The sequence below is a fragment of the Pseudomonas sp. Y3 TE3536 genome (genome assembly GCF_053629175.1).
Map to the genome: position 1 here is coordinate 3722534 of NZ_JBRJHU010000001.1, position 15037 is coordinate 3737570.

At 60.4% G+C, this 15037-nt stretch carries 14 protein-coding genes and 1 pseudogene; 5 read left to right on the forward strand and 10 right to left on the reverse strand.

Annotated elements, in window-relative coordinates; genetic code table 11:
- Positions 1 to 45: 45 nt before the first annotated feature.
- Positions 46 to 1821, reverse strand: a complete 1776-nt coding sequence (gene gcl / locus AB7M33_RS16850; protein ID WP_027592968.1) for a glyoxylate carboligase — start codon at positions 1819 to 1821, stop codon at positions 46 to 48.
- A gap of 257 nt (positions 1822 to 2078) precedes the next feature.
- On the opposite strand from gcl, the gene AB7M33_RS16855 reads away from it, so the two are divergent.
- Positions 2079 to 2519: a GlcG/HbpS family heme-binding protein gene (locus tag AB7M33_RS16855; protein WP_099428677.1), complete on the forward strand. Its 441-nt coding sequence runs from the start codon at positions 2079 to 2081 to the stop codon at positions 2517 to 2519.
- A gap of 128 nt (positions 2520 to 2647) precedes the next feature.
- On the opposite strand, the gene AB7M33_RS16860 is transcribed toward AB7M33_RS16855, so the two are convergent.
- Complete coding sequence (locus tag AB7M33_RS16860) at positions 2648 to 3259, reverse strand: TetR/AcrR family transcriptional regulator (protein WP_099428678.1); 612 nt, start codon at positions 3257 to 3259, stop codon at positions 2648 to 2650.
- Between the two features lie 130 nt (positions 3260 to 3389).
- Between AB7M33_RS16860 and AB7M33_RS16865 the strand changes: the two genes are divergently transcribed.
- Positions 3390 to 4298, forward strand: coding sequence for a DUF808 domain-containing protein (locus AB7M33_RS16865; protein ID WP_454243150.1), 909 nt, complete (start codon positions 3390 to 3392; stop codon positions 4296 to 4298).
- Here AB7M33_RS16865 and AB7M33_RS16870 read toward each other — a convergent pair.
- Positions 4288 to 6231 carry an LTA synthase family protein gene (locus tag AB7M33_RS16870; RefSeq protein ID WP_454243151.1) on the reverse strand — a complete coding sequence of 648 codons (1944 nt, stop codon included), beginning with the start codon at positions 6229 to 6231 and terminating at the stop codon, positions 4288 to 4290. The two genes, AB7M33_RS16865 and AB7M33_RS16870, sit on opposite strands and share 11 nt — an antisense overlap.
- Positions 6232 to 6382: 151 nt before the next feature.
- Here AB7M33_RS16870 and AB7M33_RS16875 point away from each other — a divergent pair, with 151 nt between their 5' ends.
- Positions 6383 to 6697 carry a hypothetical protein gene (locus AB7M33_RS16875; RefSeq protein ID WP_454243152.1) on the forward strand — a complete coding sequence of 105 codons (315 nt, stop codon included), beginning with the start codon at positions 6383 to 6385 and terminating at the stop codon, positions 6695 to 6697.
- Between the two features lie 65 nt (positions 6698 to 6762).
- Here AB7M33_RS16875 and AB7M33_RS16880 read toward each other — a convergent pair whose 3' ends face one another.
- The 7 genes from AB7M33_RS16880 to puuE form a co-directional block, all read right to left on the reverse strand.
- The gene (locus AB7M33_RS16880; protein WP_099428682.1) at positions 6763 to 7545 is read right to left on the reverse strand and encodes an outer membrane protein OmpK; all 783 of its coding nucleotides are present in this window, start codon (positions 7543 to 7545) and stop codon (positions 6763 to 6765) included.
- A 353-nt stretch (positions 7546 to 7898) separates the two neighbouring features.
- Positions 7899 to 8684, reverse strand: coding sequence for an outer membrane protein OmpK (locus AB7M33_RS16885; RefSeq protein WP_085272528.1), 786 nt, complete (start codon positions 8682 to 8684; stop codon positions 7899 to 7901).
- Between the two features lie 143 nt (positions 8685 to 8827).
- Complete coding sequence (locus AB7M33_RS16890) at positions 8828 to 10183, reverse strand: nucleobase:cation symporter-2 family protein (protein WP_027592960.1); 1356 nt, start codon at positions 10181 to 10183, stop codon at positions 8828 to 8830.
- A 163-nt stretch (positions 10184 to 10346) separates the two neighbouring features.
- Positions 10347 to 11663 carry a urate hydroxylase PuuD gene (locus AB7M33_RS16895; protein ID WP_099428683.1) on the reverse strand — a complete coding sequence of 439 codons (1317 nt, stop codon included), beginning with the start codon at positions 11661 to 11663 and terminating at the stop codon, positions 10347 to 10349.
- Positions 11664 to 11706: 43 nt separating this feature from the next.
- A complete protein-coding gene (locus tag AB7M33_RS16900) occupies positions 11707 to 12210 on the reverse strand; it encodes an ureidoglycolate lyase (RefSeq protein ID WP_027592958.1) in 504 nt (167 codons plus the stop codon).
- A 49-nt stretch (positions 12211 to 12259) separates the two neighbouring features.
- Positions 12260 to 12775, reverse strand: coding sequence for a 2-oxo-4-hydroxy-4-carboxy-5-ureidoimidazoline decarboxylase (gene uraD, locus AB7M33_RS16905; protein WP_027592957.1), 516 nt, complete (start codon positions 12773 to 12775; stop codon positions 12260 to 12262).
- Positions 12775 to 13701, reverse strand: coding sequence for an allantoinase PuuE (gene puuE, locus AB7M33_RS16910; protein ID WP_027592956.1), 927 nt, complete (start codon positions 13699 to 13701; stop codon positions 12775 to 12777). The genes uraD and puuE overlap by 1 nt, the downstream gene beginning before the upstream one ends.
- 375 nt (positions 13702 to 14076) lie before the next feature.
- On the opposite strand from puuE, the gene uraH reads away from it, so the two are divergent.
- On the forward strand, positions 14077 to 14430 hold the full coding sequence (uraH, locus tag AB7M33_RS16915) for a hydroxyisourate hydrolase (protein WP_027592955.1): 354 nt from the start codon (positions 14077 to 14079) through the stop codon (positions 14428 to 14430).
- A gap of 197 nt (positions 14431 to 14627) precedes the next feature.
- Positions 14628 to 14865, forward strand: a pseudogene (locus AB7M33_RS16920) (RHS repeat-associated core domain-containing protein); the annotation flags it as partial.
- Between the last annotated feature and the right edge of the window lie 172 nt (positions 14866 to 15037).

Genomic DNA, 15037 nt, shown 5'->3' on the forward strand with positions numbered 1-15037 from the left:
CCTTGCGATGAAGGCCCCCAGGGCATGCCTGGGGGCGTCAGGCGATCAGTCCAGCATCGAGATGGCGGTTGGCGCGTCGTTACCGACCAGGGCCAGGTCTTCGAACTCGTTGACCGCGTTGATCTCGGTGCCCATGGAAATGTTGGTCACACGCTCGAGAATCACTTCAACCACCACCGGCACGCGGAACTCTTCGGCCATCTTCTGCGCCTTGAGCAGGGCAGGGGCGATTTCGCCTGGCTCGAATACGCGGATGGCCTTGCAGCCCAGGCCTTCGACCACGGCGACGTGATCGACACCGTAGCTGGCGGCGTCGCTGGAGTTGATGTTCTCGAACGCCAGTTGTACACAGTAATCCATGTCGAAGCCACGCTGCGCCTGGCGGATCAGGCCGAGGTAGGCGTTGTTCACCAGCACGTGGACGTACGGCAGGTTGAACTGCGCGCCGACTGCCAGCTCTTCGATCATGAACTGGAAGTCATAGTCACCCGACAGGGCGACCACTTTGCGCGATGGGTCGGCCTTGACCACGCCCAGTGCGGCAGGGATGGTCCAGCCCAGCGGGCCAGCCTGGCCGCAGTTGATCCAGTGACGTGGCTTGTACACGTGCAGGAACTGCGCGCCGGCGATCTGCGACAGGCCGATGGTGCTGACGTAGGTGGTGTCCTTGCCGAACACCTGGTTCATCTCTTCGTACACGCGCTGCGGCTTGACCGGCACGTTGTCGAAGTGGGTCTTGCGCTGCAGGGTGGCCTTGCGCTCCTGGCAGTCTTCCAGCCAGGCCTTGCGGCACTTGAGCTTGCCAGCGGCTTTCCACTCGCGGGCCACTTCGAGGAACACATCCAGCGCCTTGCCAGCGTCCGACACGATACCCAGGTCTGGGGTGAATACGCGGCCGATCTGGGTCGGTTCGATGTCCACATGCACGAACTTGCGGCCTTCGGTGTAGACGTCTACGGAGCCGGTGTGGCGGTTGGCCCAACGGTTACCGATGCCGAACACCAGGTCGGATTTGAGCAGGGTGGCGTTGCCGTAGCGGTGCGACGTCTGCAGGCCGACCATGCCGACCATCAGGGCGTGGTCGTCCGGGATGGTGCCCCAGCCCATCAGGGTCGGGATGACCGGTACACCGGTCAATTCAGCGAACTCGACCAGCTTGTCGCTGGCGTCGGCGTTGATGATGCCGCCGCCTGCAACCAGCAGTGGGCGCTCGGCGTCATTGAGCATTGCCAGGGCTTTTTCGGCCTGGACACGGGTGGCGGATGGCTTGTTGACGGCCAGCGGCTCGTAGGCGTCGATGTCGAATTCGATTTCAGCCATCTGCACGTCGAACGGCAGGTCGATCAGCACAGGGCCTGGGCGGCCGGTGCGCATTTCATAGAAGGCCTTCTGGAACGCGTAAGGCACTTGGCCTGGCTCCAGCACGGTGGTCGCCCACTTGGTCACCGGCTTGACGATGCTGGTGATGTCGACGGCCTGGAAGTCTTCTTTGTGCAGGCGTGCACGCGGGGCCTGGCCAGTGATGCAGAGAATTGGGATGGAGTCGGCCGACGCACTGTACAGGCCGGTGACCATGTCGGTGCCGGCAGGGCCGGAAGTGCCGATGCACACGCCGATGTTGCCTGGGTTGGCACGGGTGTAGCCCTCGGCCATGTGCGAGGCACCTTCAACGTGGCGAGCGAGGACGTGATCGATGCCACCGACTTTTTTCAGGGCCGAGTACAGCGGGTTGATGGCAGCCCCTGGGATGCCGAACGCGGTATCTACACCTTCACGGCGCATGACCAGAACGGCTGCATCGATTGCTCTCATTTTGCTCATGGGTTGTGCCTCATCGATTTTGTAATTGTATACAACTTGCTGTGCGGCAGAGTGTATTCACGCCTGCCTGCTTAGGTCAATGGATTTTCATCGGGGAGAATGGCTTTCGTCGGAGCGCCCGTGAAAACGGCGTTCTGTCGGATCGAGTACGATCGTTTTAAAATATTGTATACAAAAATATCTTCTGTTGTGTTCTATTTGCGCTATTGGTTTTCAACTGCCCTTAGGGCTTCTCACAACAAGAAGAGGACCTTTTCATGAACGTTCTGAACCTGAAAGTCGCGGTAAGCCTGGTCAATGCTGCGCTGGCGGCAGGCCGCCAGATCAACGCTGCGCCGTTGACTGTGGCGGTGCTGGATGCGGGCGGGCACTTGCTGGCGCTGCAGCGCGAGGATGGCGCTAGCCTGATTCGGCCGGAAGTGGCCACCGGTAAGGCCTGGGGGGCGATTGCCCTGGGCAAGGGCTCACGCTTGTTGGCGCTGGATGCGCAGCAACGTCCGGCGTTTTTTGCCGCATTGAATGGGCTGGGGGAGCGGCCGGTGGTGCCGGCACCGGGTGGTGTGCTGATTCGTGATCAGGACGGCAAGGTGCTGGGTGCGGTGGGGATCAGCGGGGATACGTCGGATATCGACGAGCAATGCGCAATCAGTGCGATCGAGGAAGTTGGGTTGAAGGCGGATGCGGGGGTGGCCGCGTAAGGCTTTAGATTGCTGGGGCCGCTTTGCGGCCCCATCGCGACGCAAGGCCGCTCCTACAAGGGACCGCGTAACCCCTGTAGGAGCGGCCTTGTGTCGCGATGGGCTGCAAGGCAGCCCCACTGGCCCTATCAGGCCGCTTCAGGCTCACAGCCCTTGAGCACCAGCCGAATGATGGTCTCGGCCGCCGCGTCATAATCACTCTCGGCCAGCTTGGCCTTGCCCGTCACCGCCGAAATCTGCCAATCGAAATCGGCATAGGTCTGGGTCGCCGCCCAGATGCTGAACATCAGGTGATGCGCATCCACATTGGCGATCTGCCCGCGCTCGATCCAGCCCTGGATGCACTCGATATTGTGCCGTGCCTGCTCGTTGAGCTGCTCGACCTGGTTGGGCGACAAATGCGGCGCACCGTGCATGATCTCGCTGGCAAACACCTTGGAGGCATGCGGCAAATCGCGGGAAATGCGAATTTTCGAGCGAATGTAGGCACTCAGCACTTCTTTAGGGTCACCGTCAGCATTGAACGGCGTCGAGGCCTGCATGATCGGCGCGATGATGCTCTCCAGGACCTCGCGGTAGAGGTTGTCCTTGGATTTGAAGTAGTAATACACGTTCGGCTTGGGCAGGCCGGCCTTGGCCGCGATATCGCTGGTCTTGGTGGCGGCGAAGCCCTTGTCGGCGAATTCCTCGCTGGCCGCGCGCAGGATCAGTTCCTTGTTGCGCTCGCGAATGGTGCTCATTGTCAGGGATCTTCCTCGTGTCTGGCCACCTCTAAGAGGGATCGGGCATGTTAGCACCGCGGCTGAAGGGCGCTCAAGGCAGCGACTTTCGGCTAGACTCCGGCACATTCATTTCACGGGAAACAGGCACATGGCAGGAAGCAGTCTACTGGTACTGATCGACGATATCGCCACGGTACTCGACGACGTGTCGTTGATGACCAAGGTCGCGGCGAAAAAGACGGCCGGCGTGCTGGGGGACGATTTGGCGCTCAATGCCCAGCAGGTAACCGGCGTGCGCGCCGAACGCGAAATCCCGGTGGTCTGGGCGGTGGCCAAAGGCTCGTTCGTCAACAAGGCGATCCTTGTGCCGGCGGCGTTGCTGATCAGCGCCTTCATCCCGTGGGCGGTGACGCCGTTGCTGATGGTCGGTGGCGCGTACCTGTGCTACGAGGGGTTCGAGAAGCTGGCGCACAAGTTCTTGCACAGCAAGGAAGAGGACAGCGCCCAGCATGAGGCCCGCAAGGAGGCCGTGGCCGACGCCAGTGTCGACCTGGTCGCCTACGAGAAGGCCAAGATCAAGGGTGCGGTGCGCACCGACTTCATCCTGTCGGCCGAGATCATTGCCATCACCTTGGGGATCGTGGCGGATTCGCCGCTGCCCCAGCAGATCATCGTGCTGTCGGGCATCGCCGTCGTCATGACGGTTGGCGTTTACGGGCTGGTGGGCGGCATCGTCAAGCTCGATGACCTGGGCCTGTGGATGACCCAGAAAGCATCCAAATTATCCCAGGCGGTCGGCAACGGCATCCTGCGCGCCGCGCCCTACATGATGAAGAGCCTGTCGGTGATCGGGACGGCGGCGATGTTTTTGGTCGGCGGCGGGATTCTGGTGCATGGCATCGCGCCCCTGCATCATGCCATCGAGGCCTTCAGCGTGGGGCGCGGTGGTGGGCTGACCGTGGCCTTGCTCAACGGCGTGTCCGGTGTCGTGGCCGGGGCCGTGGTGCTGGCGGTGGTCAGCGGCGTAACGAAGGTGTGGCGCGCCGTCAGGGGCTGACGACCACGCCGTTTTCCTCCGGCTTCCAGGCCAGCAGGCCCTTGCTGAAGCCGTAGGCGGCGCTCTGGTAGTAGGCAATGGCCCGGCGTACCAGCGGGTTGTCGTTGCCCACCGTGCTTTCATGGCTGTTGCCCAAGGCGTTTTCATGCACGCGCATGCCACCGCGTGGGCTGAGGATGGCCAGGTTTTTGCCGTCGAACAGGCCCAGGTGCTGGTAGTTGCCGATCAGTACGCGAGGTGGCAGTGCATCTGCCTTTAGCAGGTCGCGGCCGAAAAAGGTCGAGGTGTAGTCAAGGTTGAGCAGGCCGAGCACGGTCGGCGCCAGGTCGATCTGGCTGGCCAGCTTGGCGTCCTCTTGGGGCGCGATGAGCTTGGGTGCATAGATCCACAACGGGATCTGGTAATTGCTCACCGGCAGGTCTTCCACGCCAGCGCTGCCAGCGGTGTGGTCGGCGACGAAGATGAACAGCGTGTTGTCGAACCACGGCTTGTGCTTGGCCGCCTGCAGGAACTGCGCGATGGCATGGTCGGTGTACTTCACCGCACCTTCACGGCCATCACCGGATGGAATGTCGATGCGGCCTTCCGGGTAGGTGTAGGGGCGATGGTTGGACGTGGTCATCAGTTGCAGGAAGAACGGCTGCTGCTTGGCATGGTCAGCGTCGGCCAGCTTCAGGGTTTGCCGATACAGGTCTTCATCAGCCATGCCCCAGGCGTTCTTGAAGCTGATTTCGCTTTCATCGATGCTGCTCTGGTCGACGATTCGATAGCCATTGCCACTGAAGAACGCGTTCATGTTGTCGAAGTAGCCGCGCCCACCGTAGACGAACACGGCATCGTAGCCCCTGGCCGTCAACTGCTGGCCGAGGCTGGCATAGCCGCTTTCGCGACCGATGCGCTTGACGATCGAGCGCCCCGGGGTTGGCGGAATCGACAGGGTGATGGCTTCCAGGCCGCGGTCGGTGCGGGTGCCGGTGGCGTAGAAATTGTTGAAGTACAGGCTCTCGCGGCGCAAGGCGTCGAGGTTGGGCGTGAGGTTGCGCGCGTCGCCGTTGCTGCCCATGTATTTGGCGCTGAAGCTTTCGAGGGTCACCAGGATGATGTTCGGGGTGCGCTGTGGGCCATGGGCGCTGATGTGGCGGCGAATGTCCTGTGGCTCCTGGCCCTGGAAGCGGACGTCGGGTTCGGCCAGCTCCTGATGCATGTGCGCGCCGACGTCAGCTGCGTCGAGGCTGGCATAGAACTGCGTGTAGTCCAGTTCATTGTTACGGAAGGCGGCGAAGAACTGATACGGGCCGTTGCTGGCCAGCTCGCGCTGGTAGGCGTTGCCGCCTTGGCCGCGCGGAAACTGCTGATCGATTACCACGCCATTCAGGCCAGCCAGCGCGGCCAGCAGGGCAATGCCCAGCACGCGTTGACGCATGCTCGCGGCGGGGGCGGCCAGGGCCTGGGCCAGTGGTTTGCGCAGCAGCACTGCCAGCACCACTGCGACCAACGCGATGGCGCTGAGCAGCGTGGGCAAGGGGTAGGATTCGCGAATGTTGTCCAATACTTCCTTGGAGTAGACCAGGTAGTCGACGGCGATGAAGTTGAAGCGCACACCGAATTCGTCCCAGAACAGCCATTCCGACACTGCGACGAACAGCATCACGAACAGGCTGACCACCAGCAGCCCGTTCAGCAGCCCACGATGGGCGCGCGTACGCCACAGCGAGGTCGGGCAAAGCGCCAGGCATACGCCGATCGGCAGGGCAGCATAGACAAGAAAACTCAGGTCGTAGATTGCCCCGTCAAAAAACAATGAGAAGTAATTACCACTGACTTCATCCAGGTGGGTTACCAGCAATACCAACCGCGTCAGTAGGAAAATGCCGAACCAGAGTGAGCAAAGTAGTACCAAGTAGCGCCAAGGGGCGGCGAGGGTAGTGCGCATCAAATAGCCCTGTTGTCTTTTTTAGTTGTGCAGAGGGCGGCAGGTTAGATCAGCGTTTGCAAAAAAAATGTCAAAATTTTGCGGTGCGCACATGGAATGTCAGAATTATAGTTAGGCACTGTCGCTAACAGACTTGATGGGAGGTGTGCACATGTTCGGCAATGTATTGACCTACGACGCCTATCACTTGGCGTTGTATCTGATCACGGCGATTGCCTGGGTGAGTCTGGGCTTTGGCTTCCTGCTGCGTGGGATAGACGTTCAGGCGCTCTACAAGGGCTGCGCGATGTTCGGCGTGGCGCTGACCATCAGTGTGGTGATGCTGGTGGTGGATATCATGCAGATGCTTGAGCACCATCAGGTGGAGATGGCATTGGTGATAGTAGGCATTGTTCTGCCGGCTGGGGTTGTTCTGACCTACAAGGCAAGTTATTTGTTAGGTAGGTTTTCTCCTAAAAGCTTGTAAGAACTTTCTTGCAACTTAGTGCGTGACAGCGTCACCGGTTAGCAACGCTGTCACGTTTCAGCGGCTTAGAAGTGTACTTTTACCAAGAAGCTCGCTGTGTTTTGGTCAGTGGTAAAGGCATCGGAGTCCTTGATGCCGTATTTGTTCTTCCAGTAATCGTACTCAAAACCTACATACAGTTGCTTCTCACCCAGGTGCAACGCCTTGCCCAGGTCATATTTGACCTGTGGGTTGAAGTGCAGGTTGGCTTGGTAGGTGCCGCGACGGTTCTCGTCGTTGTCCACCACCCAGTCCATGAAGCCGTCGATGAGGATGTCGGACGAGCCCACAGGAATGGTGTAGGACCAGACCGGGGTAATCTGCCAAACGTTGTCACCCGCGCGGCTGCCGTCGGTGGTGCGCTGGTAGAAGTTCAGCTGGAAGTAGTCGAAGCCTGGGATGTTCAGGTCGAAGCCTGGGCCGATCAGGTAGGACTCGGTATCACCCTCGCCGAACTCGTAGGTCATCGCGAGCAGCACGTCCTTGACCGGGCCAAACGCCAGCTTCTGGTCGAAGATCTTGCCAAACGACAGGCGTGGGCTGATTTCACCGTAGTAGGTGTTGGGGCCGTTACCCGCGTCTTTCTTGCCTTGGTAGAAGATCTTGTCGACGAAAATGAAGTTGTCGCCGTACTTCCAGCCATCGGCGTGCTCGAAGGTCACGGTTTGCTGGATCTCGGGGTTGACCTTGAAGTTCTTGCCCCACAGGTAGGTGAGGCTGTTGTTCTGCCACTGCAGCAGGTCGCCGCCGAAGGTGGTGCCGCAGGCCAGCAGGCCGCCGGCGAGGATCAGGCTGTTGATGGTACGCATTGCGAGTGTCGCTCCCTTGATTGATCTGTTGTCAGCGCTCGGTGTTGGCGCTGTTTTTGTCTTTTGAGTCAGCTTTTTTCGATAGGCCACAGCTGTTTGGCAAGAGCTGAGCCAACTTTTCCGGGCTGGCACAACCTTCCTGCTCGACTTCGTTCTGAACGGATGAAAAGGGTCTTTCAGGCTGGCAACACGTTGGCCAACCGCCCGTATTCATTGACTGAGCGGTCAGTAAACGCAGGCAGAATCCGTTCTGCCCTGATCGAGGGGGCGCGCAGATTACTGGCTTGCGCGCCGGTCCTCAAGTGCTCCGTCCTGGAGCGGTGTGAATCAAACTTGTGCGTTTGGTCAGGTTATTAGAAATGGACTTTGATCAGGGCGCTTGCAACGCTCTGGTTGCTGTCCACATTGCCGCGGCTGTCAATGCCGTATTTGTCCTTCCAGTAGCTGTATTCAAAGCCTACGTACAACTGCTTGGCACCCAGGTTCAGGGCCTTGCCCAGGTCGTATTTGACCTGCGGGTTGAACTGCAGGTTGGCGTGGTAGGTGCCACGGCGGGTCTGGTCGTTGTCCACGACCCAGTCCATGTAGCCGTCGATGAGGATGTCGGACCTGCCCACGGGAATGGTGTACGACCAGGCCGGGGTGATCTGCCAGACGTTGTCGCCAGGGCGGCTGCCCTCGGTGTTGCGCACGTAGAAGTTCAAGGTGAAGTAGTTGAAGCCGGGGACGGCCAGGTCGAAGCCGGGGCCGATCAGGTAAGCCTCGTTGTCGCCTTCGCCACGCTCGTAGGTCATGGCGATGAGCACGTCTTTGATCGGGCCGAATTCGAATTTATGGCCGGTCATCTTGCCAAGCGACAGGCGTGGGCTGAACTCACCGTAGTAGGTGGTCACGCCTTTGCTGCGGTCGGCCTTGCCGTTGTAGAAAATCTTGTCGACGAACATGAAGGTGTCGCCGTACTTCCATTTGTTGGCGTGCTCGAACGTGATGGTCTGCTGAATATCAGGGTTGACCTTGAAGTCCTTGCCGTACAGGTAGCTCAGGCTTTCGCCGTGCCATTGCAGCCATTCGCCTGCATGCGAGGGGAGGGTGGCCAGCAGGCTGCTGCCCAATAACAGGGACGTGGTGATGCGCTTCATGTCGTGATTCCCGGACTTATTGTTTTTGTTGGCGGTTTTTTTAGCGCGCAGGGGCGCCCCGAGCGGCCCATTCCGGCGGGCCGACGGTGTAGCGGTTACTGCGGGTGTGAGTCAGGGGCGGCCATTGCGCCGCCCCGTCTGGCTCAGTGCTGGTGACAGGCGTCGTTATGCGCCGCGCGGTCGGCACCCCCGAGGATGTTGAACAGCACGTTCAACACCAGGGCGCTGACCGTGGCCATGGCGATGCCACTGTGGGTGATCGGTTCCATCCACTGGGGCATCTGTGCGAAGAACTCCGGGCGTACCACGGGGATCAGCCCGAAACCGACACTCACCGCAACCAGCAGCTGGTTGCGGCGGTCGCCGATGTCTGCTTCTTGAAGGATCTTGATCCCGGTGGCGGTGACCATGCCGAACATGGCGATGGACGCGCCGCCCAGTACCGCAGGCGGGATCGAAGCAATCAGGAAGGCCGCTTTGGGCAGCAGGCTGAGCAGGATCAACAGCGCGCCGGCCACCACGGTGACGTAGCGGCAGCGTACCCCGGTCATCTGCACCAGGCCGATGTTCTGGGCGAACGAGGAGTGGGTGAAGGTGTTGAAGAAGCCCGCGACAAACGACGCGCCGGCATCGCACAGCAGGCCGCGACGCAGCATGCCAGGCGTGACTTCACGATCGGTCACCTTGCCCAGGGCGAGGAACATGCCCGTGGACTCGACGAAGATGATCACCACCACCAGGCACATCGACAGGATCGGTGCCAGGCTGAAGGTCGGCATGCCGAAGTGCAGTGGGGTGACCACTTGCAGCCACGGTGCGTCTTTCAGGCCGGTCAGGTCGACCATGCCGATGGAGCCGGCCAGGATGTAACCCAGGCCCATGCCCACCAACACCGAAACGTTGACCCAAAAGCCACGCATGAAGCGGTTGATGAGCAGGATCACGGCCAGTACCAGGCCTGCGACCATCAGGTAGATGGGCGAGCCGAAGGCTTCTGCCTCATGGCCGCCACCGGCCCAGTTGACCGCGACCGGGAACAGCGACAGGCCGATCGAGGTGATGACGGTACCGGTAACCAGGGGCGGGAAGAAGCGTACGACCTTGGACATGAACGGCGCGATCAGCATGCCGAAGAACCCGGCGGCGATGGTCGCGCCGAAGATCCCCTGCAGGCCGACGCCGGGCATGCCGGCCATGGCCACCATGCTGCCGACGGCAGCGAAGCTGGCGCCCATCATCACGGGCATGCGGATGCCCACCGGGCCGATACCGAACGACTGGATGATGGTGGCGACGCCTGCGACCAGCAGGTCGGCGTTGATCAGGAAGGCGACTTCTTCACGGGACAATCCGGCGGCTTGGCCAATGATCAAAGGCACGGCAATCGCGCCTCCGTACATCAACAGCACATGTTGCAGGCCTACCAGGATCAGTTGGAACAGGGGCAGAGGCTGACGCGGCGGCGCAACGGGAATGTACGCCTTGCGTGACTCGGACATGCAGCACCTCGAGTTTTGTTTTTATTCTCGGATCCAAACGCCAGGCTGCAGGCCTGGGCGCTCGATGCTTGCTGGTTGCGTATTGCCTTGAAACAGAGGCCGGACAGGCCGGCCTCTTCGCGGGTAAACCCGCTCCCACCGGGAGCGGTGTGTGCCCGATGGGTCAGTTGACCGGGGCGCCTTTGGCGATCCAGTCACCGACGAGCTTGCGCTCTTCGGTGGTCATCTGGGTGATGTTGCCCAGCGGCATGATCTGGCTGGCGACCGCTTGCGCCTGGATGCGCGCGGCTTGGGCCTGGATCTGCTGCGGGGTGTCGAACATCACGCCGGCAGGGGCGGCGCTGAACAGTGGGCTGGTCGGCTTGGACGAGTGGCACACGGTGCAGCGTTCCTGGATGACATTGTGGATCTTGTCGAAGCTGTCGCCGCTTGCCTGGGCAGTGGCTTGCGCCGGTGCCGCAGGGGCTTCGGCGGGCTTGCTGGCCTCCTCGGCGCGCAGCTCGGCAGCCGTCTTGCCGCCGACGGCGGTGGCGGGCAGCGGCTGGTACTCGATCTTCGCGGCTGCTTGCTCAGGGCTGACGGCCATCGGCTTGGGGCCGGTGACGTAGGCCAGGCAGATCATCGCCAGAGCGCCGACGGGCAGGGTCCAGGCGTACTTGCTGCTGTCATGGCGGGTGTTGAAGTAGTGACGGATCAATACCGCCGCCACTGCAATGCCGGCCAGGATCAGCCAGTTGTACTGGCTACCGTAGGTGCTCGGGAAGTGGTTGCTGATCATGATGAACAGCACCGGCAGGGTGAAGTAGTTGTTGTGACGCGAACGCAGCAGGCCTTTGGCCGGCAGGCGTGGGTCAGGCGTGGTGTTGTTCTCGATCGCTGCCACCAGCTGGCGCTGGGCCGGCATGATGATGCGGAACACGTTGCCGACCATGATGGTGCCGATGATCGCGCCGGTGTGCAGGTATGCGCCACGGCCGCTGAATACCAGGCTGAAGCCCCAGCACGCAGCGATGATCAGCACGAACAGCACGCCACCCAGCAATGCCGGGCGCTTGCCCAGCGGCGAGTCGCAAAGCAGGTCGTAGATGAACCAGCCGGCCACCAGCGAACCGATACCAATGGCCACGCCCTCGGCACCGCTCAGGGTGCTGCCAGGGGCCAGCAGGTACAGGGTCGGGTTCCAGTAGAACACCACGCACAGCAAGGCGATACCGGACATCCAGGTGAAGTAGGCTTCCCATTTGAACCAGTGCAGGTTCTCGGGCATTTTCGGGGGTGCCAGCTTGTACTTTTCAAGGTGGTAGATACCACCGCCGTGGATGGCCCAAAGGTCACCCGACAGCCCGTCACGCGGATTGCTCCGGTTCAGGTTGTTTTCCAGCCAGACGAAGTAGAACGATGCACCGATCCAGGCGACACCGGTGATCATGTGAACCCAGCGAATGCTCAGGTTCAGCCATTCGTGAAGGTGTGCTTCCACAGTATGTACCTCTGCCGATCACCTTACGATGATCGACCTTTTCTTATTGGTGGGGATTGAGGATCAGCATCTGTTCCTCGGTGAAGTAATGCTCATCGCAGTTGTTGCCAGAACCACTGCGATCAACCACCAGGAAATCATCCCGCTTTTCGATCGTAAGCACCGGGTGGTGCCAAACGCCGCGATGGTAATTGATGCCCTGCCTGCCGTTACTGCGGAAGGCGCGGACCAAGCCTGATACAGGTGCATCGCCAACGGGCGCGACCACGATCAGAAAGGGGTTGCCGAGCAGCGGGATGAAAGCCTGGCTGCCCAGCGGATGGCGTTCCAGCATGCGTACGGTCAGCGGCATGTCCAGCGCGTCGGCGCGGAAGATGCTGATGATCGCTTTGTCTTCAGGCTCGGCGGTTTCGACCGTGGCGAGCTTGTGAAAGCGCATGGTCGAGCCGTTGTTGATCATGAAGTGGTCGCTGCCATCGGTTTCGATCACGTCACCGAAGGGGGCGAAGGCTTCTTTGGTCAGGGGCTCGATCATCAGGGTGCGCATGCGGTTATCTCTTCTATTGTTCGTTTTCTGAATGAGGTTCGGCTGTTGCTTACAGCTGCAGCAGACGGAACAGGGCGATCAGGTTGATCTGCGCCAGGGCTTCCTTGAATTCGGCATCCGCGTCGTTGTGGATGCGCTTTTCGAAAGCGGCGAGGATCTGGTGCCGGTTGCTGCCCTTCACGGCCATGATGAAGGGGAACTGGAACTTGGCCTTGTAGGCGTCGTTGAGCTCCGTGAAACGGGCGAACTCTTCGGCGGTGCACTGGTGGATACCGGCGCCAGCCTGCTCGTTGGTGCTCGATTCGGTCAGCTCGCCCTGGATGGCGGCTTTGCCGGCCAGGTCCGGGTGAGCGTTGATCAGCGCCAGCTGGTCGGCGTGGTTGGCGCTGAGCAGGATGTCGCTCATGCGCTGGTGCAGCACTTCGATCTCGTCCAGCTCGCTCAGGTTGCCCAGGCCATAGGCTTTTTCAGCGACCCACGGCGAGTGCTCGTAGATGTCGGCGAAGGCGGCGACGAAGGCGTCGCGGCCCAGGGTCGATGGCGTGAGGGTCTTGAAAGCGGTCATCAGGCGTTCTCTTTCTTGTACGGGTGGGTGGTGTGCCAGTGGCGGGCGATGTCCGCGCGACGGGCGAACCAGACCTGGTCATGGCTCTTGGCGTAGTCGACGAAGCGCTTGAGCGCGGCCAGGCGCGCCGGGCGGCCGACCAGCCGGCAGTGCAGGCCGATGGAGAGCATCTTCGGCGCTTCGGCGCCTTCGGCGTACAGCACATCGAAGGCGTCCTTGAGGTACTGGAAGAACTGCTCGCCGCAGTTGAAGCCTTGTACCTGGGTGAAGCGCATGTCGTTGGTGTCCAGGGTGTAGGGGATCACCAGGTGCGGCTTGCCGGTGGGGTTGTTCGGCTCCCAGTAGGGCAGGTCGTCGTCGTAGGTGTCGCTGTCATAGAGGAAACCACCTTCCTCCATCACCAGGCGGCGGGTATTCGGGCCGGTGCGGCCGGTGTACCAGCCCACAGGGCGCTCGCCGGTCAGTTCGGTGAGGATGCGGATGGCTTCGAGCATGTGCTCGCGCTCTTGGGCCTCGTCCATGTTCTGGTAGTCGATCCAGCGGTAGCCGTGGCTGCAGATCTCGTGGCCGGCTTCGACCATGGCGCGGATCACATCCGGGTGGCGCTGGGCGGCCATGGCCACGGCGAACACGGTCAGCGGTACGCCGCTGTCCTTGAACAGCTTGAGCAGGCGCCACACGCCGGCACGGCTGCCGTATTCGTACAGCGACTCCATGCTCATGTTGCGTTGGCCCTGCAACGGCTGGGCGGCGACCATCTCGGACAGGAAGGCTTCGGACTCTTTGTCACCGTGCAGGATGTTGCGCTCGCCACCTTCTTCGTAATTGAGGACGAAAGACAGGGCAATGCGGGCGTTGCCCGGCCATTGCGGGTGAGGTGGGTTGTTGCCGTAACCGATCAGGTCGCGAGGATAGTCAGCGCTCACTGCAGTCTTCCTTCTTGTGTGTTAGTGCGGGGTGGGCGGGCCGCGTCGGTATGTCGCACCACCGGATGGGCTGATTGTATACAACTTCTGAAATCTTTTGTAAGCCTGTTTTTCCGCATTTCTTCCCTTTTGTCGCCTGAGAATCCCTTGCAATAAACCTGCCTGATTGGTCAGCTAATGACGTTGGCCTCGGCACGGTGCCTGTATTTGCGACTGTTGGCGGGTTTGCCAGCGCCGCGACAGACGGGTTCAAAAAATTGTGTACAATTTGGCGATGGAATGTCTTAATAACGTCATTCCCGCACATCGCAGGCCGGTTGGCGTGATGATGGCCGTGTATTTTTTGCCCACAGATTGAACAAGAGGCGACAAGCAATGGGACGTTTGACCACACACGTACTGGATGCCGCGCATGGCTGCCCGGGCAGCTCGATCAAGGTCGAGTTGTACCGTGTCGAAGGCCAACAGCTGGAGCTGGTGAACACCGCCCTGACCAACAGCGATGGCCGTGTTGATGCGCCGTTGCTGCAGGGTGACGATTACCGCACGGGCGTTTACCAGTTGCAGTTCAGCGCTGGCGATTACTACCGCGCTCGCGGTGTGCAACTGCCGGCCCAGGCGTTTTTGGATGTTGTCGTGCTGCGCTTTGGCATCGATGAGAAACAGGAGCATTACCACGTGCCGCTGCTGATCTCGCCGTACAGCTATTCGACCTATCGCGGAAGCTAGTTGGTCGCTAGAAGAATCTTCGTAGGTCCTTTGGCCCGCTCTCACACTGGCGGGCTTTTTTTCGTCTGGTGTTTTTGTATCTACAGGTGGATTGCACTGCGCGACTGACATTTTTGCCAGTCGTCCCTTTAGGTCGGGTTTGAGACAATCGGTGCTCCAATCGCGTCAGAGGGGGTCGTTTGATGAGCGTTCAGAATGCGTATTCGCCCTATGGCTACCATCTGTCTCATCAGGGGAGGCTCGGCTTCAATGGTGAGCGACCGGATTTGGTCACTGGTCATTATCATTTGGGCAATGGTTACAGGGCGTACAATTCAGTATTAATGCGTTTCAATGGCCCGGATAGCTTGAGCCCGTTCGCGCTAGGTGGTCTAAACGCATATGCCTACTGTCAGGGAGACCCAGTGAATTTTCGTGATCCAAGTGGTCATGGGCTATGGGATAAGTTTCTTAATATAGGCGGGACCAACGCTAAGGTAGTGCTGGCCGCAGCAGAACCTTTTATTCCAAAGAAATTTACTCGCTTGGTGGCGTACCATGGTACGAAGATTTCAAATATAGCGTCGTTCAAGCGGGGTGTTTCGCGAGGACATTCATTGCCCAACAG

Bases quoted from the DNA above. Each gene is read 5' to 3' on its own strand.
- AB7M33_RS16875 (WP_454243152.1), top strand. From the start codon at position 6,383: ATGTTCGGCAATGTATTGACCTACGACGCCTATCACTTGGCGTTGTAT.
- AB7M33_RS16870 (WP_454243151.1), bottom strand. From the start codon at position 6,231: ATGCGCACTACCCTCGCCGCCCCTTGGCGCTACTTGGTACTACTTTGC.
- AB7M33_RS16865 (WP_454243150.1), top strand. From the start codon at position 3,390: ATGGCAGGAAGCAGTCTACTGGTACTGATCGACGATATCGCCACGGTA.
- gcl (WP_027592968.1), bottom strand. From the start codon at position 1,821: ATGAGCAAAATGAGAGCAATCGATGCAGCCGTTCTGGTCATGCGCCGT.
- uraH (WP_027592955.1), top strand. From the start codon at position 14,077: ATGGGACGTTTGACCACACACGTACTGGATGCCGCGCATGGCTGCCCG.
- AB7M33_RS16855 (WP_099428677.1), top strand. From the start codon at position 2,079: ATGAACGTTCTGAACCTGAAAGTCGCGGTAAGCCTGGTCAATGCTGCG.
- uraD (WP_027592957.1), bottom strand. From the start codon at position 12,775: ATGACCGCTTTCAAGACCCTCACGCCATCGACCCTGGGCCGCGACGCC.
- AB7M33_RS16890 (WP_027592960.1), bottom strand. From the start codon at position 10,183: ATGTCCGAGTCACGCAAGGCGTACATTCCCGTTGCGCCGCCGCGTCAG.
- AB7M33_RS16900 (WP_027592958.1), bottom strand. From the start codon at position 12,210: ATGCGCACCCTGATGATCGAGCCCCTGACCAAAGAAGCCTTCGCCCCC.
- AB7M33_RS16885 (WP_085272528.1), bottom strand. From the start codon at position 8,684: ATGAAGCGCATCACCACGTCCCTGTTATTGGGCAGCAGCCTGCTGGCC.
- AB7M33_RS16880 (WP_099428682.1), bottom strand. From the start codon at position 7,545: ATGCGTACCATCAACAGCCTGATCCTCGCCGGCGGCCTGCTGGCCTGC.
- AB7M33_RS16860 (WP_099428678.1), bottom strand. From the start codon at position 3,259: ATGAGCACCATTCGCGAGCGCAACAAGGAACTGATCCTGCGCGCGGCC.